General features: G+C 65.7%; 22 protein-coding genes and 3 tRNA genes. 9 read left to right on the plus strand and 16 right to left on the minus strand.

The window, feature by feature from the left end:
* Positions 1-86: 86 nt before the first annotated feature.
* From OH705_RS11850 to OH705_RS11870, 5 genes are all read right to left on the minus strand, one after another.
* A tRNA-Gly gene (locus OH705_RS11850) sits at positions 87-160 on the minus strand.
* A 116-nt stretch (positions 161-276) separates the two neighbouring features.
* The gene (locus tag OH705_RS11855; RefSeq protein ID WP_267302268.1) at positions 277-1161 is read right to left on the minus strand and encodes an alpha/beta fold hydrolase; all 885 of its coding nucleotides are present in this window, start codon (positions 1159-1161) and stop codon (positions 277-279) included.
* A 378-nt stretch (positions 1162-1539) separates the two neighbouring features.
* Entirely contained in the window at positions 1540-2232 is a 693-nt protein-coding gene (locus tag OH705_RS11860; RefSeq protein WP_038705533.1) for a pseudouridine synthase, read from the minus strand.
* 32 nt (positions 2233-2264) lie between these two features.
* Complete coding sequence (locus OH705_RS11865; RefSeq protein ID WP_023631641.1) at positions 2265-2486, minus strand: cysteine-rich CWC family protein; 222 nt, start codon at positions 2484-2486, stop codon at positions 2265-2267.
* Positions 2479-3969 carry a diguanylate cyclase gene (locus OH705_RS11870; protein WP_046856882.1) on the minus strand — a complete coding sequence of 497 codons (1491 nt, stop codon included), beginning with the start codon at positions 3967-3969 and terminating at the stop codon, positions 2479-2481. The genes OH705_RS11865 and OH705_RS11870 overlap by 8 nt, the downstream gene beginning before the upstream one ends.
* Positions 3970-4181: 212 nt before the next feature.
* Between OH705_RS11870 and OH705_RS11875 the strand changes: the two genes are divergently transcribed.
* Positions 4182-4619: a hypothetical protein gene (locus OH705_RS11875; RefSeq protein ID WP_263159126.1), complete on the plus strand. Its 438-nt coding sequence runs from the start codon at positions 4182-4184 to the stop codon at positions 4617-4619.
* Positions 4620-4646: 27 nt separating this feature from the next.
* Here OH705_RS11875 and OH705_RS11880 read toward each other — a convergent pair whose 3' ends face one another.
* Positions 4647-5753: an enoyl-CoA hydratase/isomerase family protein gene (locus tag OH705_RS11880; RefSeq protein WP_267302269.1), complete on the minus strand. Its 1107-nt coding sequence runs from the start codon at positions 5751-5753 to the stop codon at positions 4647-4649.
* A 128-nt stretch (positions 5754-5881) separates the two neighbouring features.
* On the opposite strand from OH705_RS11880, the gene ung reads away from it, so the two are divergent.
* Complete coding sequence (ung, locus tag OH705_RS11885; RefSeq protein ID WP_094010149.1) at positions 5882-6574, plus strand: uracil-DNA glycosylase; 693 nt, start codon at positions 5882-5884, stop codon at positions 6572-6574.
* Between the two features lie 33 nt (positions 6575-6607).
* On the opposite strand, the gene OH705_RS11890 is transcribed toward ung, so the two are convergent.
* The 5 genes from OH705_RS11890 to OH705_RS11910 form a co-directional block, all read right to left on the minus strand.
* On the minus strand, positions 6608-7633 hold the full coding sequence (locus OH705_RS11890) for an AbrB family transcriptional regulator (RefSeq protein ID WP_267302270.1): 1026 nt from the start codon (positions 7631-7633) through the stop codon (positions 6608-6610).
* On the minus strand, positions 7626-9140 hold the full coding sequence (locus OH705_RS11895) for a tripartite tricarboxylate transporter permease (RefSeq protein ID WP_038705537.1): 1515 nt from the start codon (positions 9138-9140) through the stop codon (positions 7626-7628). Before OH705_RS11895 ends, OH705_RS11890 begins: the two co-directional genes overlap by 8 nt.
* 3 nt (positions 9141-9143) lie before the next feature.
* The gene (locus OH705_RS11900; protein WP_023632081.1) at positions 9144-9602 is read right to left on the minus strand and encodes a tripartite tricarboxylate transporter TctB family protein; all 459 of its coding nucleotides are present in this window, start codon (positions 9600-9602) and stop codon (positions 9144-9146) included.
* 160 nt (positions 9603-9762) lie between these two features.
* Entirely contained in the window at positions 9763-10743 is a 981-nt protein-coding gene (locus tag OH705_RS11905) for a Bug family tripartite tricarboxylate transporter substrate binding protein (protein WP_267302271.1), read from the minus strand.
* 31 nt (positions 10744-10774) lie between these two features.
* On the minus strand, positions 10775-12064 hold the full coding sequence (locus OH705_RS11910) for an OprD family porin (RefSeq protein WP_267302272.1): 1290 nt from the start codon (positions 12062-12064) through the stop codon (positions 10775-10777).
* 200 nt (positions 12065-12264) lie between these two features.
* Between OH705_RS11910 and OH705_RS11915 the strand changes: the two genes are divergently transcribed.
* Together OH705_RS11915 and OH705_RS11920 are read left to right on the plus strand one after the other, a co-directional pair.
* Complete coding sequence (locus OH705_RS11915; RefSeq protein WP_038705540.1) at positions 12265-12936, plus strand: response regulator; 672 nt, start codon at positions 12265-12267, stop codon at positions 12934-12936.
* Positions 12929-14308, plus strand: a complete 1380-nt coding sequence (locus OH705_RS11920) for a sensor histidine kinase (RefSeq protein ID WP_267302273.1) — start codon at positions 12929-12931, stop codon at positions 14306-14308. Before OH705_RS11915 ends, OH705_RS11920 begins: the two co-directional genes overlap by 8 nt.
* A gap of 43 nt (positions 14309-14351) precedes the next feature.
* On the opposite strand, the gene OH705_RS11925 is transcribed toward OH705_RS11920, so the two are convergent.
* Entirely contained in the window at positions 14352-15158 is an 807-nt protein-coding gene (locus tag OH705_RS11925; RefSeq protein ID WP_023632685.1) for an HDOD domain-containing protein, read from the minus strand.
* A gap of 55 nt (positions 15159-15213) precedes the next feature.
* Entirely contained in the window at positions 15214-16155 is a 942-nt protein-coding gene (locus tag OH705_RS11930) for a YgfZ/GcvT domain-containing protein (protein ID WP_110604881.1), read from the minus strand.
* Between the two features lie 133 nt (positions 16156-16288).
* On the opposite strand from OH705_RS11930, the gene OH705_RS11935 reads away from it, so the two are divergent.
* Positions 16289-16543 carry a succinate dehydrogenase assembly factor 2 gene (locus OH705_RS11935; protein WP_023631750.1) on the plus strand — a complete coding sequence of 85 codons (255 nt, stop codon included), beginning with the start codon at positions 16289-16291 and terminating at the stop codon, positions 16541-16543.
* A complete protein-coding gene (locus tag OH705_RS11940; protein ID WP_094010144.1) occupies positions 16527-16979 on the plus strand; it encodes a protein YgfX in 453 nt (150 codons plus the stop codon). The genes OH705_RS11935 and OH705_RS11940 overlap by 17 nt, the downstream gene beginning before the upstream one ends.
* A 4-nt stretch (positions 16980-16983) precedes the next feature.
* Here the strand turns inward: OH705_RS11940 and rdgC are convergent, their stop codons facing one another.
* Positions 16984-17904, minus strand: coding sequence for a recombination-associated protein RdgC (gene rdgC / locus OH705_RS11945; RefSeq protein WP_023631647.1), 921 nt, complete (start codon positions 17902-17904; stop codon positions 16984-16986).
* 216 nt (positions 17905-18120) lie between these two features.
* Between rdgC and OH705_RS11950 the strand changes: the two genes are divergently transcribed.
* The 3 genes from OH705_RS11950 to OH705_RS11960 all read left to right on the plus strand — a co-directional run bounded on the left by OH705_RS11950 (position 18121) and on the right by OH705_RS11960 (position 20150).
* Positions 18121-18196, plus strand: a tRNA-Val gene (locus OH705_RS11950).
* A gap of 13 nt (positions 18197-18209) precedes the next feature.
* Positions 18210-18286 (plus strand) — tRNA-Asp (locus OH705_RS11955).
* 157 nt (positions 18287-18443) lie between these two features.
* Complete coding sequence (locus OH705_RS11960) at positions 18444-20150, plus strand: molecular chaperone HscC (RefSeq protein ID WP_267302274.1); 1707 nt, start codon at positions 18444-18446, stop codon at positions 20148-20150.
* Here the strand turns inward: OH705_RS11960 and OH705_RS11965 are convergent.
* Both OH705_RS11965 and OH705_RS11970 read right to left on the minus strand, forming a co-directional pair.
* Entirely contained in the window at positions 20144-22789 is a 2646-nt protein-coding gene (locus tag OH705_RS11965) for a molecular chaperone DnaJ (protein WP_267302275.1), read from the minus strand. The two genes, OH705_RS11960 and OH705_RS11965, sit on opposite strands and share 7 nt — an antisense overlap.
* Entirely contained in the window at positions 22786-23478 is a 693-nt protein-coding gene (locus OH705_RS11970; RefSeq protein ID WP_038705546.1) for a DUF1266 domain-containing protein, read from the minus strand. Before OH705_RS11970 ends, OH705_RS11965 begins: the two co-directional genes overlap by 4 nt.
* Positions 23479-23510: the final 32 nt, after the last annotated feature.

Here is a 23510-nt window from a genome sequence, read left to right on the forward strand (position 1 = left end):
AATTTCAAGCGCAGAAACGAAAAAAGGAGCCGAGGCTCCTTTTGACAGCGACGACGTCAATGGAACGTCGTGCGGGGAATGCGAGATGGAGCGGGTAGAGGGAATCGAACCCTCCTCAATAGCTTGGGAAGCTATAGTTTTACCAATAAACTATACCCGCTTCGAAGCAAGACTTTTTACCAGAACCCTCCTCGAATGAGAAGCCCCAAGCTTGTAAAAAAGCCTGTCGGCGGCCCGTAGCCTGCGGGTGGCGAGGGCTACAGGACGCCGATGCGGTCAGATCGCCATTGCATGCTGCCCCGGTTCCTGTGCGTAGCGTTGGCGGGATTCACGCAAGGCCGGCTTGAGGAAACCGAGCATGGCATCGCGGGTATCCTCGCAGGCACTTTTGTGTTCCATGTCCAGGAAGTGGCCGGCCCCGCGGATCACGCTGAACTGACTGCGTCCGACATGGCGGCTGAACTGGCGCGCATCCTCGACGGTGGTGTACTCGTCGCGGTCGCCGTTGATGAACAGCACCGGGATGTCGATGTTGCGCGCGGCCTTCAGCGCCCGCTCCAGGTCGTGGTCGAGCACCTGGTTGATGTGGAAGTGCATCTGCGCGTACTCATGGCTGTCCAGGCTGCTGACGTGCCGGTAGTTGAAGCGCTTGAACAACGACGGCAGGTACTTGCCGATGGTGTCGTTGACCAGGTTGCCCACCTGGTAGCGGTCGCAGGCGGCGAGGTACTGGCAACCGCGGTCGAGGTAGTCGCGCATCGGTTCGTTGATCACCGGCGAGAACGAGCTGACGATGGCCTTCTTCACCAGCCGCGGCTGGTGCGCCAGGGCCAGCAGGGTGCAGGCGCCGCCCCAGGAGAACGACATCACGTGATCGGCACGGAAGTGCTCGATCAGCTCAAGCAGGATGTGCGCCTCGGTTTCCTTGGTCAGTAACCGTTCATGGCGGTTGTGGGGTTTCGACTTGCCGGCGTACGGCTGGTCGTACAGCACCACGTTGAACTGCGGGTGCAGGCTGCGCACTGTCTGTGCAAAGGACGCCGTCGTGGCCAACGAGCCATTGATCAGAATGATCGTCTTCTCGGCGCCCTGCGCGCGATGGAACTCCGTGTAAACCCGGTACTGCCCTTGGATATCAAGTACAGCGATTTCTGGCCTCATGTCATCGACTCCTGGCGCAAAAAGGGTATTCGCGTCACCTCGTGGCCTGCGTGGTCGCTTGGCGGGCTGGCGCCGAACCGACCGGAATGGCCATCAGGGTGCACGTGCTTTATGACAGGTAGGCATTCGCCTGGAACTGAAAACCGGTGGGCCCTTGTGTCGATCCTTGACGCTGGTGTCGACGGTATTGTTGTGGCGGGCGATTACCGTGCCCCAGGGCATCGAGACCCCAGGTGGCCGGTAAAGGGCGTCTTGGACTGCGGTTGTGACTGGTTGGTCACATGCAGACCGACGAGTTAGCAGTCAAGCAGCGCGGCTAGGATCGCGCAAGTGCCGTCGGGACAATCTTTGGTGGGAAACCGCCGAATGGTGATCGGCTCAGACCGAGGCGATTTCCGCGTCGGTCAACGCCCTGAACTCTCCAGGATGCAATATCGGGTCCAGGGTGATCGACCCCATGCTTTCCCGATGCAGCGCCACCACCTTGTTCTGGAAGTGTCCGAACATCCGCTTCACCTGGTGATAGCGGCCCTCGACGATGGTCAGGCGCGCGCTGCGCGGGCCGAGGATATCCAGCTGCGCGGGCAGGGTGGTGAGGTCTTCGAAGGCGAAGTAGAAGCCTTCACGGAACCTTTCGACGTAGTGCGCACCAATCTCGTCTTCGGTGTGCACCAGATAAGTCTTGGGCTGCTTGGTCTTTGGCTGGGTCAGGCGCCGCGACCACTGGCCATCGTTGGTCAGGATCATCAGCCCGGTGGTGTTGTAGTCCAGGCGCCCGGCGATGTGCAACTCATCGCGCAGCGCCGCCGGCAGCAGGTCGAGCACGGTGCGGTGCTGTGGGTCCTGGGTGGCGCTGACGCAACCGCTGGGCTTGTGCAGCATCAGGTAGCGTGCCGGGTGCCCGGCCTGGAGCACCTGCTCGTCTACTGCGACGCGGCTGAATTCACGCACCTCCAGCAGTGGGTCGGCGGTCGCCACGCCGTCCACGCGCACACGCCCTTGCGCCAGCAGCAGGCGCACTTGCTGGCGGTTGTAGCAGGGCAGGTTGCCGAGGAATCGGTCGAGGCGCATGGTGGGTCGTCTGCGGGAAATCGGCGCGCAGTCTAACGGATAGTGCGCGCCTGCGCTGCCTTGAGCTGCGCGTCCACCTGTGCGCAGCGCGGGCACAGGCAGGCCTTGTCGCGCAGTTCTGCGGGCAGGGCTTCGATGACTGCCGAGTCGATGACCACCTCGAAGCACCAGCAGCCTTGCGTGGCGCTGCGTGGATCGGCCAGGCCGCATTGGTTGAGGGCGCCGCAGGCGGGGCAGCGTTGGGGGTCAGGCATGGTCGGTTCCGGGCATCTCGCTGCAGACGCGGTTGCGTCCACCTTGTTTGGCACGATAGAGGGCGTGGTCGGCGCGGGTCAGCAGATTGTGCAGGCTGTCGCCGCGCTGCAGGGCAGACAGGCCGATGCTCGCGGTCAGGCGCAGTGGCTGGTCGGCATAGCTGAAGGTCAGTTGCTCGGTGCGCCGACGGATCTTCTCCGCCACTTCGATGGCCTGGCGGCCTTCGGCTTCACGCAGCAGCACGATGAACTCCTCGCCGCCCCAGCGGCAGAGTATATCGGACTGGCGCAGGCTGCTCTGCAGCACATTGGCGAACTGGCGCAGCACTTCGTCGCCGGCCAGGTGGCCGTGAGTGTCGTTGAGGGCCTTGAAATGATCGAGGTCGATCAGCAGGGCGACCAGCGGCGCACTGTCGCGCTGGGCCTCGACCAGCGCCTGGCCGGCCAGCAGGTCGAAGCTGCGGCGGTTGGGCAGGCCGGTGAGGCTGTCGAGGGTGGCCAGCGCCTCGGCGTTGTCCTGGTGGCGCTTGACCATGGCGTTGAGCAGCGACAGCACGACCAGGGTGATCATCGCGCAGATCGCCAGGTTCAGGTACAGCGACTGGCGGATGCGCTCCAGGGCGCCGGTCTCGCGCTTATCCACCAGCAGGTACCAGCCCAGCTCCGGCAGCAGGCGCACGTTGAGGAAGTGGCTGTGGCCGTCGTTGTCGGTGTACTCATGGCTGCCGGTGGTGGGTGTCGGCATGCGCGCCAGCAATGCCTGCCACTGGTTGCTGTCGGCCAGTTGCTGGCCGGCGCGCAAGCCGTGGGGACCACCGTCGGAGCCGGTCAGCAGGACCTTGCCCTGCGCATCGGTGAACAGCACCGATCGCTGGTACCTGCGTTGATAGTCATCGATCAGGCGCACTACCGACTCCACGCTCAGGCCCACCCCGGCGGCGCCGATGAAGCGTTGCTGGTAGTCGAGCACGCGGTGGTTGATGAATACGGTGAGCTTGTCCTGGTTGGCCATGTCCAGGTCGACATTGATCTCGTAGGGTTTGTTCGACTGGCGCAGGCGGAAGTACCAGGCGTCGCGCCAGGCATCGGGGCGTACCTGCTTGAGCACGCCCTTGGCCTGGTAGTAGGTGAGGCTGCGGTCGGAAACGAAGAAGCTGGTGCAGGTGACCTGGCTGCCCATCACTTCGCCGAGGTAGCGGGTGACGCGCGTGGTGTCCTGCTCGCCGCCCAGTACCCAGTCCCGCAGGAAGGTGTCCTGGGCCATCATCGATGAGATCAGCACTGGGCGAATCAGGTCTTTCTGGATTTCCGAATAGACCGTGTCGGAGGTCAGCGGCAGCTCGGTGTTGACGATCCCGTCGCGGATCGCCCCGCGCGAGGCGTAGTAGCTCAACAGCGAGGTGGCCAGGAAGCCGCAGGCCAGCAACAGCAGCAGGGCAAGGATCAGCGAGCGTTGCGAGAACAGGGCGGAGGGCGAAGGCATGATCTTCCCGTGAAGTGTGCCGGTGGCCACATTCTAGTGAGATGACCGAAAAATGACTGCATGTTTTTCAGGGTTATACGACCTGTTTCAATTTGTTGCAGAAATGGCACCGAACCCTGGCGCGACTGTCTTATCCAGTGTCGATGAACGCATTGCCATCGACGCCCGCCAGCGCCGCTGTGCCGGGCACCCCTGCGGTCCAGGAGGCCGCCATGTACCCACGAATCCTGCTCATTGTCCTGCTCGGACTGCTGACATCGGCCTGCGCCCCTTATTACGCGGACAACGGCTACTACCGGCGTGACTACTACACCAGCGATCGCTACGTATACCCTGGCTACTACCGCCAGGATCGCTACTATGTGGCGCCGCAGCCACGCTATTACTACCAGCCCGCGCCGCGTTACTACCGGCCCGCACCGGTGCCGCAGTACCGCCCTTATCCGGCGCCCGGCGTGCAGCCGCGCTGGCAAGGCAACCCACGCTACGACTATGGCAACCGCCAGCGCTACGACTATGGGCGCGATCGCGACCGCCACGACTACCGCAATGACGATCGCCGAGGTGATCGCTGGCATTCGAACGGCCAGGGCAATCGCGACCGTCGACCAGACGGCGGGCGAGGTAGCGAGCGGGGCTGGTCGCGTTGACCGCGTGCGCACAGGCACCGCGATGCGTCATCCCAGTTCTGCCAGCGGGTGCCGCCCCTCCCAGACCTTGCTGAAATGCGCTTCCACCACCGCCGCTGGTACCTGCGCCACATCCGGCCAGTGCCAGTGCGGGGTGTTGTCCTTGTCCAGCAGGCGGGCGCGCACCCCTTCGCTGAACTCCGGGTGACGGCAGCAGTTCAGGCTCATTGTGTACTCCATCTGGAATACCTGGGCCAGCGAAAGGTGCCGTGCCCGGCGGATCTGTTCCCATACCAGGTGCGCCGTCAGCGGGCAGCCCTCATGCAGGCGCTGACCCGCCGCCGCCAGCAACGGATCGGCATGCCGGGCCAGGCCGGCCAATGCCCGCCAGGCCGCGACGGGGTCGGCCACGTCGAGCACTTCGTCGATCACGGCCCGACGTGCCAGCCATTGCCCTTCGGGCAGCTCCACGCAGGCACGGTGCTGTTCGGCCTTGAGCAGGCTGTTGAGCTGCAGGGCGGTCTGCTCCTGCCAGTTCAACTGCAGCAGCTCTTCGATCAGCGCCTCCTGCTGATGCTCGCCCAGGAAGCGGTCGGCCAGGCCCAGGTCCAGTGCGTCGCGGGCATTGAGGGGCGCGCCGGTCAGCCCCAGGAACAGGCCAAGCTTGCCGGGCAGGCGGGCCAGGAACCAGCTGGCGCCGACGTCGGGATAAAGGCCGATGCTGATCTCGGGCATGGCCAGGCGACTGCTGGGTGTGACGATGCGCACCGCGGCGCCTTGCAGCAGGCCCATGCCGCCGCCCAGCACATGGCCATGGCCCCAGCACATCAGGGGCTTGGGGTAGGTGTGCAGGTGATGGTCGAGACGGTACTCACTGGCGAAAAAGGTGGCCGCAAGCGGCGGTACGCTGCCGGGGTGTTCGCGGCACGCCTGGACCAGCGCCCGCACGTCGCCGCCGGCACAGAAGGCCTTCGGCCCGTTGCCGCGCAGCAGCACGCAGACGATCCCGGGGTCGCTGGCCCAGGCGCGCAGCCGTTCGTCGAGCACTTCGATCATGGGCAACGTCAGGGCATTGAGCGCCTTGGGCGCGTCAAGGGTGGCGATGCCGATACGGGCGCCGTCGGCGCCGGTCAATACCTCGCATTGAATGGACATGGGTTACCTCGCGCAAATCATCCCCTCAGTATGGCCTGCCGCGCCGAAGCTGCCGGTCGTCGGTCGGATCGATTGACAAGCCGGCCAGGCTTTCCTAGTGTCGCGGCACTTTGCTTTTGGATGCCCCCATGACTGACGACGATCGCATCAAACTCGAGCCCAGCTGGAAAGCCGCGCTGCGTGCCGAGTTCGACCAGCCCTACATGCATCAGCTACGCGAGTTCCTGCGCGGCGAATACGCCGCCGGCAAGGAGATCTACCCGCCCGGGCCGCTGATCTTCAACGCCCTGAACTCCACGCCGCTGGAGCAGGTCAAGGTGGTCATCCTCGGCCAGGACCCGTACCACGGCCCGGGCCAGGCCCATGGCCTGTGTTTCTCGGTGCAGCCGGGCATCGCCACGCCGCCGTCGCTGGTCAATATCTACAAGGAGCTGCAGCGCGACCTCAACCTGCCGATCCCCAGCCACGGCTACCTGCAGAGCTGGGCGGAGCAGGGCGTGCTGCTGCTCAACACCACCATGACCGTGGAGCGGGCCAATGCGGCTTCGCATGCGAAGAAAGGCTGGGAATTCTTCACCGACCGGATCATCCAGGTGGTCAGCGAGCAGTGCCCGAACGTGGTGTTCCTGCTGTGGGGCGCGCATGCGCAGAGCAAACAGAAGCTGATCGATGCCAGCAAGCACCTGATACTCAAGTCGGTGCACCCGTCGCCGTTGTCGGCCTACCGTGGGTTCTTTGGTTGCGGCCATTTCAGCCGCACCAACAGCTTCCTCGAGCAGCGCGGCATCGCGCCGATCGATTGGGCGTTGCCGCCGTTGTGACCTGAAGGAGGGTCGCGAAGCGGCTCATCTTGCTCAGTGCCTGGCCCACTGCCGGAACAACGGCTCGGCCAGAAACAGCACGAACAGCAAGCGCATCACCTGCAGGGCCGTTACCAGCGGCACCGACAGTTGCAAGGTCTCGGCCGTCAGGCTCATCTCGGCGATACCCCCAGGCATCATGCCCAGGGTCAGCGAGCGCAGGTCCAGGTGCGTCAGCAGGCTCAGCGCCCAGGCCGCGCCGGCGGCGATCAGCATGCACAACGCCGTGGCCAGCAGGGTGCGCCCCAGGAACGATGGCGCCCGGCGAAAGAACGCCCGGTTGAAGTGGCAGGCCAGGCCACTGCCGATCAACCACTGGCCGATCTGGCTGGCGCCGTTGGGCAGGCCTATCTGCAGGTTGCCCGCCAGGCTTACGCCGGCAGCCACCAGCAACGGCCCGAACAGCCAGGGGTTGGGTTGGCGCAGGCGTTGCCACAGCAGTGCCATGAGCACCCCTAACGGCGCTATCAACGCCAGCCAGCCCCAACTCACGCTGCCGGCATGGTTCAGCGGCACGCCATCGCCCAGCAGCAGTTTGAACAGCGCCGGCACGCACAGCACCACCGCCAGAACCCGCAGGCTCTGCGCCGCGGCCACCTGGCTGAGCACCGCGCCATTGCGCGCACCGAGGTTGACCATCTCGCCCGAGCCGCCCGGCATGCTGGCGAAGAACGCCGTCGCCCGGTCTTCACCGGTGCGCCGCAGCAGCCACACGCTGATCACACTGGAGAGGGTGGTGAACAACGCACCGAAGAAGATCAGCGCGAAGTGGCTGGCCACCTGTTCGATCACCGCCGGGGTGAAGTACAGGCCGATGCCGATGCCGATGATCCACTGCCCGCACTTTCGGCCATTGGGGATTTCACTGAGCTGCCAGGGGGTCAGGCAGCGCACCAGGATGATCGCCAGCAACGAGCCGACCATCCACGGCAAGGGCCAGCCGACCTTGCTGGCGGCAAAGCCGCCCGCAAGGCCGACCAGCCCGGTGGCCCAGAACAGTGGCAACGACCGGTCAGGCATCGGCCGTTGCCCGGCGCTGCAGGGCACGTTTGCGCCAGATGCGCAGCAGCGGCAGGCTCAGCATGCACACCACCAGCACCCACACGCCCATGCTGATCGGGCTCGACCAGAGGATGCCCAGTTCGCCGTTGGAGATCGACAGCGCGCGGCGCAGGTTCTGCTCCATCAGACCGCCGAGGATGAAGCCCAGCAGGATCGGCGACAGCGGGAAGTCCAGCTTGCGCAGGATGTAGCCCATGATGCCGATGCCGACCATCAGGAACAGGTCGAAGGTGGTGGCATGCACTGCGTACACGCCGATCGCGGTGATGATCGCGATCACCGGCACCAGTGCCCAGTTCGGCACGGCAAGGATGCGGGTGAAGATGCGGATCATCGGGATGTTCAGGATCACCAGCATGATGTTGGCGATGAACAGCGAGGCGATCAGGCCCCAGACGATGTCCGGTTGCTGTTCGAACAACAGCGGGCCGGGAGTGATGTTGTACAGCGTCAGGGCGCCGATCATCACCGCGGTGGTGCCCGAGCCTGGCACGCCCAGAGTCAGCATCGGCACCAGGGCGCCGCAGCAGGACGCGCCAATGGCGGTTTCCGGGGCAGCCAGGCCGCGAGCGTCACCCTTGCCGAACTTGCCTTTATCGCCGGCGATGCGCTTCTCGGTCATGTACGCAACGGCACTGGCCAGGGTCGCACCGGCACCCGGCAACACGCCCATGAAGAAGCCGAGCAGGCCACAGCGAATGTTGACTAAGAATACCGATGCCGCTTCCTTGAGGTTGAACAGCATGCGCCCGGTGGCCTTGACCGCCACATGGCCATGGTGGGTTTTCTCCAGCAGCAGGAGGATCTCGCTGATCGAGAACAGCCCCAGCACCAGCACGACGAACTGGATGCCGTCGGCCAGGTGCACGCTGTCACCGGTGAAGCGGTACACGCCGCTGTTGGCGTCGATGCCGACCGCCGAGAGGAACAGGCCGATCAGCGCAGCAATGAACGTCTTCAGTGGTTTGTCGCCGGCCATGCCGCCGAGGGCGACGATGGCGAACACCATCAGCACGAAGTACTCCGCCGGACCGAAGGCGATTGCCCATTTCGCCAGCAGCGGGGCGAACAGCACCATGCCGCAGGTGGCGATGAAGGCACCGATGAACGAGCTCCAGGCTGACAGCGACAGGGCCACGCCGGCCAGACCCTGGCGGGCCATGGGGTAGCCGTCGAGGGTGGTCATCACGGTGGAGGCTTCGCCCGGGATGTTCAGCAGGATCGAGCTGATCCGCCCGCCGTACTCGCAGCCCAGGTACACGGCGGCCAGCAGGATCAGCGCCGACTCCGGCGGCAGGCCGAGGGCGAAGGCAATAGGGATCAGCAGGGCCACGCCGTTGATCGGGCCCAGGCCCGGCAGCAGGCCGACCACGGTGCCGATCAGGGTGCCGGTCAGGGCGGTGACCAGGTTGTACGGGCTCAGGGCGACGCCGAAGCCCTGGCCCAGGTAGCTCAAGGTATCCATGTGTCAGTTCTCCAGTACGTCGAGCAGGCCGAGGGGCAGGGGGACGTCCATCACCCGGTCGAACAGCCAGTAGAGGAAGATGCTCATGCCCACCACCACGAGGGCGCTGTGCAGCCAACGGCCACCGTACAAACGGGCCATGGGCAGGCCGACCAGGATGGCGCTGAGGATGAAGCCCAGCGCCTCGAAGGTGGCGGCGAAGACGATCAGCAGGCCGACGCAGGCCGCGATCTTGATCAGGGTCTCGCGGTCCAGTTCCGGCTCATCATCCTTGCGCACGATGGGCGTGGGGCGAATGGCCAGGTACAGCAAGCCCAGGCTCATCAGGCCGAGCATCAGCAGCGGGTAGGCGCGCGGGCCCACCGGTTCGTAGGAGAAGGCGGCCTGGTAGGGCCAGGCCATCACTGCCAGCACGGCGCACAGCGCCAGCAGGACGAGGGCGAAGAGGCGTTGCAGGATCATGTAGAAATCCTCGAAAAGGATTGCTGAAGCACAACTCGGGATCTGTGCTGGCCGTATCGCTGGCAAGCCAGCTCCCACAGGACGTCCGTCGCTTCAGAACCTAGCGCAGGCCCTGTGGGAGCCGGCTTGCCGGCGATGAGGCCAGTACAGGCTGCATGGCTTACTGGATCAGGCCGAATTCCCGGGCCAGCGCCTTGTAGTCCGCCACCTGCTTCATCACATAGCCGTCCAGCTCTTCGCCGGTCATGGCGAACGGGAACAGTTCGCGCTGGTCACGCAGCTTGGCGAAGTCCTCCGAGGCCAGCAGCTTGTCGAACGAGGCCTTCCACCAGGCGTAGTCCTCGTCGCTGACCTTCGGCCCGAGGTAGAAGCCGCGCACCACCGGCCAGACGATGTCGTAGCCCTGCTCCTTGGCGGTGGGGATGTCTTTCATCTCCGGCTCGTCCAGGCGGTTCTCGGAGAACACCGCGAGGATGCGCATGTTGCCGCTCTGGATGTGCGGCATGGAGTCGGAAATATCGGTGGAACCCACCTGGATGTGCCCGCCGAGCAGCGCGGTGGCGATCTCGCCGCCGCCTTCCAGGGCCACGTAGCGCAGGTCGCGCGGGTTGATGCCGGCGGCCTTGGCGATCAGCGCGGTCTGCATCCAGTCCTGGCTGCCGACGGTGCCGCCGGAGCCGATCACCACCTTGCTCGGGTCCTTCTTCAGGGCCGCGACCAGGTCATCGAGGGTCTTGTAGGGCGAGTCGCTCTTCACCGCAATGGCGCCATAGCTGGTGCCGACCGCCGCCAGCCATTTCACTGCGTTCTCGTCGAAGCGGCCGAACTTGCCCTGGGCCAGGTTCAGCAGCGAACCGCTGGACCAGGCCACCAGGGTGCCGGCATCGCCTGGCCGCTGGGCGACCACGGCGTTGTAGGCTACCGCGCCGACGCCGCCGGGCATGTAGGTCACGCGCATGGGCTTGCTGAGGATCTTCTCGTTGACCAGGGCGCTTTGCACCAGCTTGCAGGTCAGGTCGAAACCGCCGCCGGGCGAGGCCGGGGCGATGCATTCGGGGCGTTTGGGTTCGGCGGCCAGGGCGTTGCCGGCCAGCAGCAGGCAGCCGGTGGCCAGGACGAGGCGGCGCAGTGAAAAAGTCATCGTCTATCTCCGTGAGCGTTGTTGTTATGGGTTACCACAGAGCCACGCTGTAGCTCACCAGCAGCCGCACCTCGTCCGCGTCGCGGGCGAAGTTGGAGCGGAAGGTGGCGTTGCGCAGGCGCACGGCGACGTTTTTCAACGGGCCGCTTTGTACCACGTACTTCAGTTCGGTGTTGCGTTCCCACTCCTTGCCCTCGCCGCCAGCTGCGCGGCTGACGTTGTCGCCGCTGATGTAGCGGGTCATGAAGGTCAGGCCGGGGATGCCGAGGGCGGCGAAGTTGTAGTCGTAGCGTGCCTGCCAGGAGCGCTCGTCTCTGCCGGCGAAGTCATTGATCTGGACGAAGTTGACCAGGTAGGGGTCGGCACCGTCGACGTAGGGGAAGGCGCTGTCGCCGGAGAGCTGCTGCCAGGCGCCGCTGACCTTGTGCCCGCCCAGGGTGTAGCTGAGCATGCCGTTGACGGTGGTGTTGTCGATCTTGCCGGCCTTGGCCGCGCCGGCATCGTCGCTGATCGCCAGGCGCAGGTCGGCGCCCAGGGTGCCCGGGCCCCACGGCTGGGTGGCGAGCATGCCGATGAAGTGCTGGCGGTAGATGTCGTCGAGCTGGGCGAAGTGGTAGCTGCCGGTGATGCGGTCGGTGAACTGGTAGTCCAGGCCGCCGGTGTCGAAATGGTCGGCGCTGAAAGTGCCGCCGAAGCGACTGTTCTTGTTGTTGAGGGCCAGGTCTTCCCAGTTGGTGTCGTTGCGGTCCTTGGCTTTTTCCAGGCGGGCGCCGGTGAAGGTCAGGCCATTGATCTCCTTCGAGGTGACCAGGCCGCCTTCGAAGGTCTGCGGCAGGATGCGCCCGTCGTTGGGCTGCAGCGTGGGCAGCTCGGGGATCAGCGTGCCGACCTTCAGTTCGGTCTGCGAGACCTTGACCTTGCCGGTCAGGCCGAGCTTGGAGTATTCGTCGGCAGCCTTGCCGTTGTCGTGGGTCGGCAGCAGGCCGGTGTCGGTGCGGTCCTTGCTGGAGTCGAGCTTGACCCCGAGCATGCCCAGCGCGTCCAGGCCGAAGCCCACGGTGCCTTCGGTATAGCCGGACTCGAAGTTGAGCATGAAACCCTGGGCCCATTCGTCGCGCTTGGATTGCTGCGTACTGGTGCCTTCGCGGAAGTCGCGGTTGAAGTACATGTTGCGGGTTTCGAAGGTGGCCGTGCTGTCTTCGAAGAAGGCGGCCTGGCTCATGGGCGCGACACCGGCAAGGGCGAAGGCGCTGGCGAGGGCGGAAGGTCGGGCGGCGAGGGAACGGATAGGCGCGTACGCCTGCGGCTGCGTGGACAGCATCGTCGGTGACTCCATTTATTGTTCTTATGTGTTTGCACCTTGCTGGTGCTTTTTGCGGCGCGCGGGGCAGCCGTGGTGCGATGCTAGGTAACCAACCTTTCGCTAACCTTTCAGCGTGAAAGGTTTGTTGCGAGGGCTTCACAGCACTCGCCACGGCGGTACACTCCGCGCAAAAAGCCCAGCCGAACAGGGAGAATCCGATGCGTGTGCTGCTGGTCGAAGACCATCTGCAACTGGCCGAAAGCGTGGCCCAGGCCCTCAAGAGCCAGGGCCTGACCGTGGACGTGCTGCATGACGGCGTGGCCGCCGACCTGGCCCTGGCCAGTGAGGACTATGCCGTGGCGGTGCTGGATGTCGGCCTGCCGCGCATGGACGGCTTCGAAGTGCTGGCGCGTTTGCGCGGCCGCGGCAAGACGTTGCCAGTGCTGATGCTCACCGCCCGCAGCGATGTGAAGGACCGGGTGCATGGGCTGAACCTCGGCGCCGACGACTACCTGGCCAAACCCTTCGAGCTGACCGAGCTGGAAGCAAGGGTCAAGGCCTTGCTGCGGCGCAGCGTGCTCGGCGGCGAGCGCCAGCAGCGTTGCGGCCCGCTGGTCTATGACCTGGATACCCGGCGCTTCGGCCTGGACGGCGAGCCGCTGACCTTGACCCAGCGCGAACAGAGCGTGCTCGAGGCGCTGATCGCCCGCCCCGGTCGGGTGATGAGCAAGGAGCAGTTGGCGGCGCAGGTGTTCGGCCTCGACGAGGAGGCCAGCCCCGACGCCATCGAGATCTACATTCACCGCCTGCGCAAGAAGCTCGACGGTCACCCGGTGGCCATCGTCACTTTCCGTGGCCTGGGCTACCTGCTCGAGCACCGCGATGCGTGACAACGGCAGCCTGCGCGGACGCTTGCTGGGTAATCTGGCGTTGCTGCTGGTGGTATTGATGCTGGCCAGCGGCCTGAGCGCCTACTGGAATGGTCGCGAAGCCGCCGACACCGCCTATGACCGGACCCTGCTGGCGTCGGCGCGGACCATCGCCGCCGGCCTGTCGCAGCGCGACGGCACCCTCAGCGCCGATGTGCCCTACGTGGCCCTGGACACCTTCGCCTATGACAGCGCCGGGCGTATCTACTACCAGGTTTTGGACATCCACCAGAAGCTGATTTCCGGCTACGAGCACCTGCCGCCCCCGCCACCGGGCACGCCGCGCACCGACGACTACCCGGCGCTGGCGCGTTTCTACAATGCCACCTACCTGGGCCAGGATGTGCGTGTGGTCAGCCTTCTCAAGGCGGTGAGCGAGCCGAACATGAACGGCATGGCCGAGATCCGCGTGGCCGAGACCGAGGAGGCGCGGGTGCGCATGGCCCGCGGGCTGATGGCCGACACCCTGCTGCGCCTGGGGATGCTGGCCTTCGGCGCGCTGGTGATGGTGTGGTTCGCGGTGAGCGCCGCGCTGCGTCCCCTGGAGCGCTTGCGCACGGCGGTGGAAGAGCGCCAGCCGGACGACCTGCGCGCCTTGCCGGTGGTGCAGGTGCAACGTGAACTGGGGCCGCTGGTGCGTGCGCTCAACCATTTCACCGAGCGGCTGCGTGGCCAGTTCGAGCGCCAGGCGCAGTTCATCGCCGATGCCGCCCACGAGCTGCGCACGCCGTTGGCGGCGCTCAAGGCGCGGGTCGAGCTGGGCCTGCGTTCACGGGAGCCGGAGGAGTGGCGCAAGACCCTGGAGGCGGCAGCCCTGGGCACGGACCGACTCACCCACCTGGCTAACCAGCTGCTGTCGTTGGCGCGTGTGGAGAACGGCGCCCGGGCCATCGCCGAAGGCGGTGCCCAGCGCCTGGACCTGAGCCAGCTGGCCCGCGAGCTGGGCATGGCCATGGCGCCGCTGGCCCATGCCCGCGGCGTTGCCCTGGCGCTGGAGGCCGAGGCGCCGGTATGGCTCAAGGGCGAACCAACCTTGCTCAACGAGCTGCTCAGCAACCTGGTGGACAATGCCCTGGCCCACACCCCGCCCGGTGGCGACGTGGTGTTGCGGGTCCTGGCGCCGGCCGTGCTCGAAGTCGAGGACGATGGGCCGGGGATCCCGCAGGATGAGCGTGAGCGGGTGTTCGAGCGCTTCTACCGGCGCAGCGCCCAGGGCAGCGGGCTGGGGCTGGCCATCGTCGGCGAGATCTGCCGGGCGCACCTGGCGCAGATCAGCCTGCATGACGGCGAGCGCGGCGGGTTGAAGGTGCGGGTGAGTTTTATCGCGGATTGATGTCGGCTGTCGCGGGGCTTGCCCCGCGATCAGCCCTGTCGATTCAGCGCAACATGCTCCGCGCATCCAGCAGTTCGGCGATATCCAGTTCGGTGCCATAGGGCAGCCCCAGGTGCCGGTAGGCGGGCAGGGCGGCCAGTGGCCGGCTGCGCTCGCGCTGGCTGATGCAGCGGGCGATCTGGACGATGTCGATGTAGTCGATCTGGTCGGTGCGCCGGTCCAGGTCCTGCACCTGGCTGGGCAGGTTGACCAGCTGCTCGGGGAACTCCCAGGCACTGAGGATCTTGTCGCCCAGCACTGGCTGGATCTGCTCGATCACGAAATGCAGGCAGATCGGGTCGGACAGCAGTTCGTTGTGCTCTTCGGCATAGATCAGCACCGGCAACGCGCCGATCTGGTGCACCAGGCCGCCGAGGGTAGCCTGGTCGGGCTTGAGTTGGGTGTAGCGTCGGCACAGTTCATAGCTGATGCCCGCCACATCCAGGCTGTTGGCCCAGATATCGCGCAATTTGTGTTCGACCGCCGGGGCGCGGGCATGGAAAATCTGCTCGATCACCAGGCCGATGGCCAGGTTGCAGCTGTAGTTGATGCCCAGGCGGGTGATCGCGGTGTGCAGGTCGGTGACTTCGACGGCGGCGCGCAGCAGCGGGCTGTTGACCACCTTGATCAGGCGTGCCGACAGGGCGGCGTCGCGGCCGATCACCTTGCTCAAGGCGGACACGCTGATCTCGCTGTCTTCGGCGGCTTCGCGAATGCTCAGGGCAACTTCCGGAAGCGTCGGCAGGACCAGGTCGTCCCGGTCGATGGCGGCGAGCAATTGCGCTTGGACCTTCTCGGCCAGCTTGTTCATGGACTTCTCTACGGCAAAGGTGGTGCAGCCCCGGCATGAAGCCGGGGCGGGCTGGTCAGCGCTGGATTTCCCGGTCGCGGTCCAGTTCGTAAGGCAGGTCGAGGAGCGTCAGGCGCGGGCCTTCGAGGCTGCCCAGATGCAGGTTGTCGTCCACCACCGCATCGGCGCTGAGCACGGCCAGCAGTTCGACGGCGCTGCCGCTGCTGGCGGCTATCACCACCTCGCCGACCGACGAGCCGTGGGTTGGCGAGAAGATCTCGGCGCCCGGCTCGGGTACCGCTGTCTCGGCCAGCGCCAGGCGATACTGGCGGCGTTTGAGCTTGCCCAGGTACTGCATGCGGGCGACGATCTCCTGGCCGGTGTAGCAGCCCTTCTTGAAGCTGACGCCATCGACGGCCTGCAGGTTGATCATCTGCGGGATGAACAGCTCGCGGGTCGGGCCCATGACCTGGCCGATGCCCGCGCGCACCTGGCCAAGCAGCCAGTCGTTGAGGGTGCCCTCCGGTAGCGCGGCGGCGAGGGCCTCACGCACAGCGCTTGCCCGCTCGGCAGGCGCCCACAGTTCGACCCGGCCGGCCGAGGCGCGGACGGCGATCAGGCCATCATGACGCGCGGTCGCGCCGGCCTCGTCCGCCACGCTCAAGCTCAGCGCCTGCAGGGCCGCGTCGCCGCGCTGCAGGCCGAAGCGCGCCCAGGCGGCGCTGTCGTCGCTCAGCGTGGCCTTGGAGAACACCGCGTACTTCTTCAGGTCGGCCAACTGCGCCTCGAGCAGCTCGCTGGCCATGGCCAGCAGGTAGCCGTTGCCCTCGGGCAGGATACGGAAGCTCGATTGCATGCGGCCCTTGACCATGCAGCGGGCACCAAGGCTCGCATGGGCTTCGCTGAGATAGCTGATGTTGCAGGTGAGTTGACCCTGCAGGAACTTGCCGGCGTCGGAGCCGCGGACGGCGAGGATGCCCTCATGGGAGAGGGAACAGAAGAAAGCGGAATCGGCCATGGGTCATCGCGGTAGCTAAAGACTGGCGGCCATCATAGAACGCCGGTAACAAAATAGGTAGGTGAGTAGACCAACGCCTTGTGCCGCTTCATTCGCTGCGCGGTATACTGCGCAACCATTCGAGGAGGGCCCCATGGTCGAACAAACTGAACTCAATCGGCTTTTCTGGCACAGCCGTCGCGGCATGCTGGAACTGGACGTGCTGCTGGTACCGTTCACCCAGGAAGTCTACCCGAGCCTGAGCGAAGCGGACCGCGAGCTGTACCGTCGCCTGCTGACCTGCGAGGACCAGGACATGTTCGGCTGGTTCATGGAGCGTACCGAGTCCGAAGATCCGGAGCTGCAGCGCATGGTCCGCATCATTCTGGATCGTGTCCAGCCCAAGTGATTGTTTCGAATGCCGTTGGCAGGGCTCACGCCTGTTGCTGGCGGCCTATCTCGCCTGCCTGGCGCTGGCACTCATCGTCGGCGTTGTGGTCGCGTTGCCCGGTTGGCTGAAGGGCCTGCTGGTCATTGCCTCCCTTGCCCACGCCTGCTGGGCCATTCCCCGCCGGATCCTGCTGACCCACCCCGGCGCCGTCACCGGCCTGCGTCGCGAGTCGCGTGGCTGGCATATATACAGTCGTGCCCGAGGGTGGCAGCCAGCGCGCCTGTGCCGTGACAGCGTTGCCTTGCCCGCGGTGGTAGTGCTGCGCTTCGTGCGCAAGGGGCAATGGTTCAGCCAGAGCCAGTGCATCCCCAAGGATGCCCTGGCGCAGGAACAGCATCGAAGGCTGCGGGTGCGGCTGAAGTTCAGTCGGCGCCGCTGGGCCGCGCCGGCCTGAAGGGTCAGACCCCCTGCGGGATCTCTTCGCCGCCGAGTGCTTCGAACAGCACCGGCAGGAACTCGGTGAAGGTCATCATCATCAGCAGGAAGCTGGCGTCGAACTGTTGCTGGGCCTCGTCGCCACCATCCTGCTCGGCCTGCTCTTGCAGCAGCTCCTCGAACTTCAGGCGCTTGATCACCATCTTGTCGTCGAGCACGAACGACAGTTTGTCCTGCCAGGCCAGGGCCAGCTGGGTGACCACCTTGCCGGTGCTCAGGTGCAGCTGGATTTCCTCGCCGGTCAGGTCCTGACGCTTGCAGCGCACGATGCCGCCGTCTTCGGCGGTGTCACGCAGTTCGCACTCGTCGAGGACGTAGAAGCCTTCGGCGGCCTGTTGCGACTTGACCCAGTCGGTCATGGTCGCGCTTGGCGCGATCTTCACGGTGGCCGGGCGCACCGGCAGCGAACCGATCACTTCACGCAGGGTCGACAGCAGGTCTTCGGCGCGCTTGGCGCTGGCCGAGTTGACCAGGATCATGCCCAGGCGCGGGGCGATGGCGGCGAAGATCATCGAACGACGAATGAAAGCGCGCGGCAGGAAGGCCTGGATGATCTCGTCCTTGATCTGGTCACGTTCCTTCTTGTAGACCTTGCGCATCTGCTCGGCCTCGATCTCCTCGACCTTCTCCTTGACCGCGTCGTTGACCACGCTGCTGGGCAGGATTCGCTCTTCTTTACGTGCGGCGATCAGCATGAATTCGCCACTGACGTGAACCAGGGGGGCATCCTCGCCCTTGCCGAACGGTGCGACGAAACCGTAGGTGGTCAGTTCCTGGCTGGCGCAGGGGCGGGCCGGCTTGCTGGCCAGGGCGGCCTCCAGGGCCTCGGCCTCGAACGGTACTTCCTGGGTCAGGCGATAGGACAGCAGGTTCTTGAACCACATGAGGGGGAATCTCTCCTTAATACATAAGGCGGGCATTATTCTCCGAGCGACGCTTCCAGGCCAACCCTGTCAGAGGGCCAGCAGTCCTATATAGAGGAAGAAAATCGCGGCGCGGCTAGGTCTTTGAAAGGCCTGGAAATTTTTTTCATTTTTTTTGAAAAAAGTGCTTGCCAGGGTAGGAGGTCCTCCGTAGAATGCGCGCCACACCGAGACGAAGGGTGATTAGCTCAGCCGGGAGAGCATCTGCCTTACAAGCAGAGGGTCGGCGGTTCGATCCCGTCATCACCCACCACTCGATGTATAGCGCGGCGGTAGTTCAGTCGGTTAGAATACCGGCCTGTCACGCCGGGGGTCGCGGGTTCGAGTCCCGTCCGCCGCGCCATATTAAGCTTCCAGGGCCCACTGAACACCCGGAAGCAACAGAGAAAGCGACCTTAGGGTCGCTTTTTTTGTTTCTGGCGTTGCGTCAGAATCCCCCTGTCCGCCGCAAGTGGCCAGCAGGCCTTGCGCCGGTTCCTACCGCAAGCAAGAGACCGACCATGCAGGATGCCAGCCTCTCTACCGCTCCGACAAACGCCACTCCCTTGCTGGGAATCGACCTGGGTACCACCAACAGCCTGATCGCCGTCTGGCAGGATGGCGAAGCGCGGCTGATCGCCAATGCCCTGGGTGAGGTGCTGACGCCGTCAGTGGTCAGCGTCGATGACGATGGCAGCATCCTCGTCGGCCAGGCCGCCAGAGCACGCCTGACTACCCACCCGCAACGCAGCGCCGCGGCGTTCAAGCGCTTCATGGGCAGCGACAAGCGTTACGCCCTGGGCGAACACCGCTTCACCCCTGAAGAACTGTCGGCGCTGGTACTGGGTTCGCTCAAGCAGGACGCCGAGGCCTATCTGGGCTGCCCGGTGAGCGAGGCGGTGATCTCGGTGCCGGCCTATTTCAGCGACGAGCAGCGCAAACGCACGGTGTTCGCGGCCGAACTGGCCGGGCTCAAGGTCCAGCGGCTGATCAACGAACCCACCGCCGCCGCGATGGCCTACGGCCTGCATGAGCAGAAGTTCGAGCGCACCCTGGTGTTTGACCTGGGTGGTGGCACCTTCGACGTCACGGTACTGGAGTACGCCCTGCCGTTGATCGAGGTGCATGCCTCTACCGGCGACAACTACCTGGGCGGCGAGGATTTCACCGAGGCGCTGCTGCAGGCCTGCCTGCGTGACTGGAACCTCAAGGCCGAGGACCTGGAACCCCAGGCCCTGGCCAGCCTGCACGACGCCATCGAGCAGCTCAAGTGCGAGGTGGGCGAGGGCAGTCGCACCTTTGCCTGGAGCATGGATGGCCAGCCCCGCGAGTGGCAGTTGGACGAGCAGAAGCTGCAGGCGATCTGGGCACCCTTGCTGGCACGGGTGCGCACCCCCATCGAACAGGCCCTGCGCGATGCCCGCTTGAGCCCGCGGGAGCTGGACAGCCTGGTGCTGGTCGGCGGCGCCACGCGCATGCCGCAGGTGCAGCAACTGGTGGCCAAGCTGTTTGGCCGCCTGCCGTACCGGCACCTGGACCCGGATACCATCGTCGCCCTCGGCGCCGCCAGCCAGGCGGCGTGCAAGGCCCGCGACGAGGCCATCGACGAACTGATCCTGACCGATGTCTGTCCCTATACCCTCGGCGTGGCCTCGTCCCGGGGCGAAGATGTCACCGGCGCCTTCTCGCCGATCATCGAGCGCAACACGATCATCCCCACGTCCAAGGTGCAGCGTTTCTACAGCAGCCACCCGGAACAGAAGTTCGTGCGCATCGCCGTGTACCAGGGCGAGCGGCCATGGGTGCGGGACAACATCCTGGTGGACAGTTTCGAGATTCCGTTGCAGTCGACCGGCGAGATCCAGTCGCTGGACGTGCGCTTCAGCTACGACATCAACGGCCTGTTGGAAGTGGACGTGACCTTCCTCGAGAGCGGCCAGAAGCATAGCCACAGTATCGACCGCAGCCCCACCGGGCTGGATGCGCAGGCACGCCAGGCCAGTGAGGAGCGCCTGGCAAAATTGAAGATCCACCCACGTGACACGCTGCCCAACCGCACCTTGCTGGCCCGCCTGGAGCGAGCCTGGATGCAGAGCCTGGGCGACGAGCGCGAGCTGATCGGCAACTGGCTGGACGCCTTCAATGCCGTGCTGGCCGGGCAGCAGGCCAGCGAGATCAGCCGTGAGCGACAGGCATTGAGCCAGGCGCTCGACGAGCTGCGTTACTGAGCGTTGAGCCGGCGCAGGGTGGCCTGCAGGCCGCCCTCCAGCGGCTGCCCTTTGCCCGGTACCGGGCCGTAACGGTTTGGCAGCTTGTCGCCGGGCAGGCCCAGCAGCACCAGTGACGAGAACGGCAACACACGGGTCAGCACCATTACCAGCAGCAGTGCCGGCACGCCGTGGCCGAGGTCGCGCAGGCGGCGCAGGAAGCCGCTGATCGACAGGATGCTGATCGCCACCAACATCGCCGGGATATGCAGCATCAGGCTGGCGCCCAAGGCGATGATTGCCACGTGCACGGCCAGGCCCGTGCGGTTCAGTCGACTCTTGAGCTTCCAGAACGCCCACATCGGTGCCGGCGGTTCCTTGATCATGTCCAGTAGCAGGCGTTCGCTCCATGACAGCACAGCCATGATCGCGCAGCGCAGGCCGGGGTCCTGTTCCGGGTCGTCCTTGACCTTTTGCAGGGCGCGCAGCACCCGGGTCTTGGGTGGGGTGCAAGTGTTCAGCAGGCTGTTCAGCGCATCCAGTACCTCGTCGACCGTGCGGCTGTCGAGGCCTTGCGCGCGTATCGCGGCAGCCGGCGGGTGTTTGGCCTGGCCGTCCAGCAGCCCCCGGCGTAGCGCTTCGAACCAGTCGTCTTGCAGGTCCAGCGCCTGCATGCGGTCGCGCAACGCGCAGCGTTGTGGTTCGTCCAGCGACGGATCGTGGTGCAGCACTGCGCAGAACAGTAGGTAGCCCAGTGCGTAATCGGTACGCAGCCCGCCGTCGTCGTTGTCCAGGCAAGCCAGCAGTTGCGCGGCGTTGGGCAGGCGCGTGCTGTTGAGCGCCTGTTGCAAGGTCAGCAGGCGTGCCGAGATCAGGGCTTGTACCGGGTCGCGGATATCCAGGCTGCCGAGCAGCCCACTGGCGCCTTCGGGGCTGGTCAGCAGTTGACCGAGCAGGGCGTGTGTCGGAGCGAACGGATGCTCGGCCGGGTAGTGCAGCTGCCCGGGCAAGGCCGGCTCGACCAGTGCCAGCCAACGTGAAGGTTGCTCCAGCAGTGCCAGCATGAACAGCTGCTGGCGGTGCCACTGCCACAGTGCCTCCCCTTCGGGCATCGGCGGCAACAGGACCCCGGCTTCGGCCAGGCGGTCCTGCAGTTGCAGGGCGAATGGCGTGGTGAACAGGCGGCGCATGTCGAACTGACGGTTGAGCGTGTGCAGGGCATGGGCCGGGTAGACCCGCATGCGCCGCAGCCATTCACGGCAGACCGGGCGAATGGCATCTTCGGTCAGGGCCTCGGGCAAGGTAGCCGCCGGATCATCGCTGGCGCAGAGCTGCGTCAGCGCCTGGACCACAGGAGCCTGATCGAGCCAATGCAACTGCTGGCTCGCCTGGCGCTGGAAGCCCTCGAGGATCAGCGCGTCGAGGGCGTCCTCGGCCGGTGGCTGGGCAAGGAGCAGGCGCAGCAAACCGGCCTCGCCGCGCTGCAGGGCCCAGGCATGCCAATACAAGCGGTGCAGATTTTGTTCAGGCTGCTCTTGGAGCAGCCAGGCCAGCAGCGGCAGTTCGTCGTCACCGTCCAGTTGCCAGTCGACGAAGGTGCTGCCGATGCCGTCCAGCCCCAGGCGCGAGGCTTCGGACCAGCGCGCCAAGGTCTGCGCTGACTGCCCCGGGCTGCCCCATGCCTGGGCCGGGTCGCCAAGGTCTTGGGGCCAGCCGGCTGGCGTGTGCAGGCGGTCGAAGGCCTGGATCAGCAGGGGCAGGCGCTGGGGCTGATGGCGGGCACAGAGGTCGATCAGCCAGCGCTCGGCCTGTGGATGCTGGTGTTGGCGGTACAGCCGCAACCAGCAGTCCAGGGCTTGTTGCTCGGCCCCCAGGGCATCGGCCTGGCGGGCCAGCAGGTAGAGCAGGTCGGCATCGTCCGGGGTTTGCGCCTGTTGTGCCTGGAGCATGCCGTGGAAGGTCCGGCTGGCGATGCCGGCCTGGCTGAACTGCACCAGCAGGCGCTGTACCAGTGCCGGGTCGTCCGGGATCGCCAGGCAGGTATGCACGCTGGCGAACTGCTCGTACTCGAACAATGGACGGTGCTGGTAGCAGTATTCGAGGCTGCGGAAATACCACAGGCTCTCCATTTGCGCCGGGGCTGGCCAGTCGCGCATGCAGGCGGTATCGAAGGGATCCGGCTGCGCGAGACGGTCGAGGAAGGCTTCCACTTCGTGGGGGTTGTCCAGGCGCAGCAACTGCTCGGCCCAGCCCAGGCGCCGGGCCAGCAGACCCGCGCAGTGATGGGACAGCGGCCCGCAGTCGCGCAGTGTGTGCAGCAGCTGCCAGCCGAGGTCGTCCAGTTCGTCCAGTGGCAGTTCGTCCAGCTCGGCGATGTAGCCCTGCCAGGCTTGTGGGTCGAAGCGCAGGGACGGCTCCTCGAGCAGGCGATGGAAGTGCTGCAGCGCCGGATGGGGAGTGTCCTCGGCGACCCTTGGCTCGGCCTCCTGGGTTTCCTGCTCGCGGGCCAGGCGCAGCGCTTCCTCGTATGCCGCACGCAGGGCCTGGAAACCTTCCGGGTCGGTTTCCGGATGGTGCGCGGGCAGGCGGCCGCGGTAGGCCAGGCGGATGGCGTCCAGGTCCTGGGTCGGTTCGATCCCCAGGCGAATCCAGCAACTCATGACCAGCAGTCCTCTTCCAGGGTGGCGGGGCGCGCAGGTTCCGGCAGGTCCATGTCCCAGGGCAGCCCGGCCAGCAGCTCATGGGCGCCGAGACGCAGGTTAAGCAGGATGCAGCGGTTCCAGTGTTCGCTGCCCTGGCGCTCGAGATCGGCGGCCAGGGTCTCGTCGCTGCTGTCGCTGACATTCCACAGCGCCTTGCCGAACAGGTAGCCGGCCAGGTAGCAATCCCAGCGGTTGTAGTAGTGGCGGGCGCGCAGCGCCAGGCGGTAGTGCAGGTAGAGGCTTTCGTCGCGATCGATCAGGCCTTTCTTGACCCCGGCGCGCAGCAGGAAGCTCATGCGCCCCAGGTCCCAGGCGCGGGTGCCGCCCGGGCCGCAGTCGGGGAAGGTGCGTGCGGCATATTCGTGGCGGATGCGTTCGCGTGGGGGCAGGGTGTCGAGCAGGGCCTGCCACTGGCTGGGCAGGCAGCGCTGGTACTGCCAGTAGGCTTCGCTCATTTCGGTGGCGTGGCCGTTGTCGGCCATGTTCAGCATATCCAGCAACTGGGCACGGTCGCTGATCCCCCACCAGCGTTCCAGATCGGTCTGGTCTTCGCCTTCGAAGTAATCGGGGGCGGTGTAGCTGGCGCCGTTGAGGGCGGCCATGGGGGCGGAGAGGGCATGCAGCCAGTGCTGCGCGGTTTCGTCCATGAAGGGGTCCTGGAGGCGCTGGGAACTGGCGT

Source organism: Pseudomonas sp. BJa3 (assembly GCF_026343815.1).
GTDB classification, from domain to species: domain Bacteria; phylum Pseudomonadota; class Gammaproteobacteria; order Pseudomonadales; family Pseudomonadaceae; genus Aquipseudomonas; species Aquipseudomonas soli.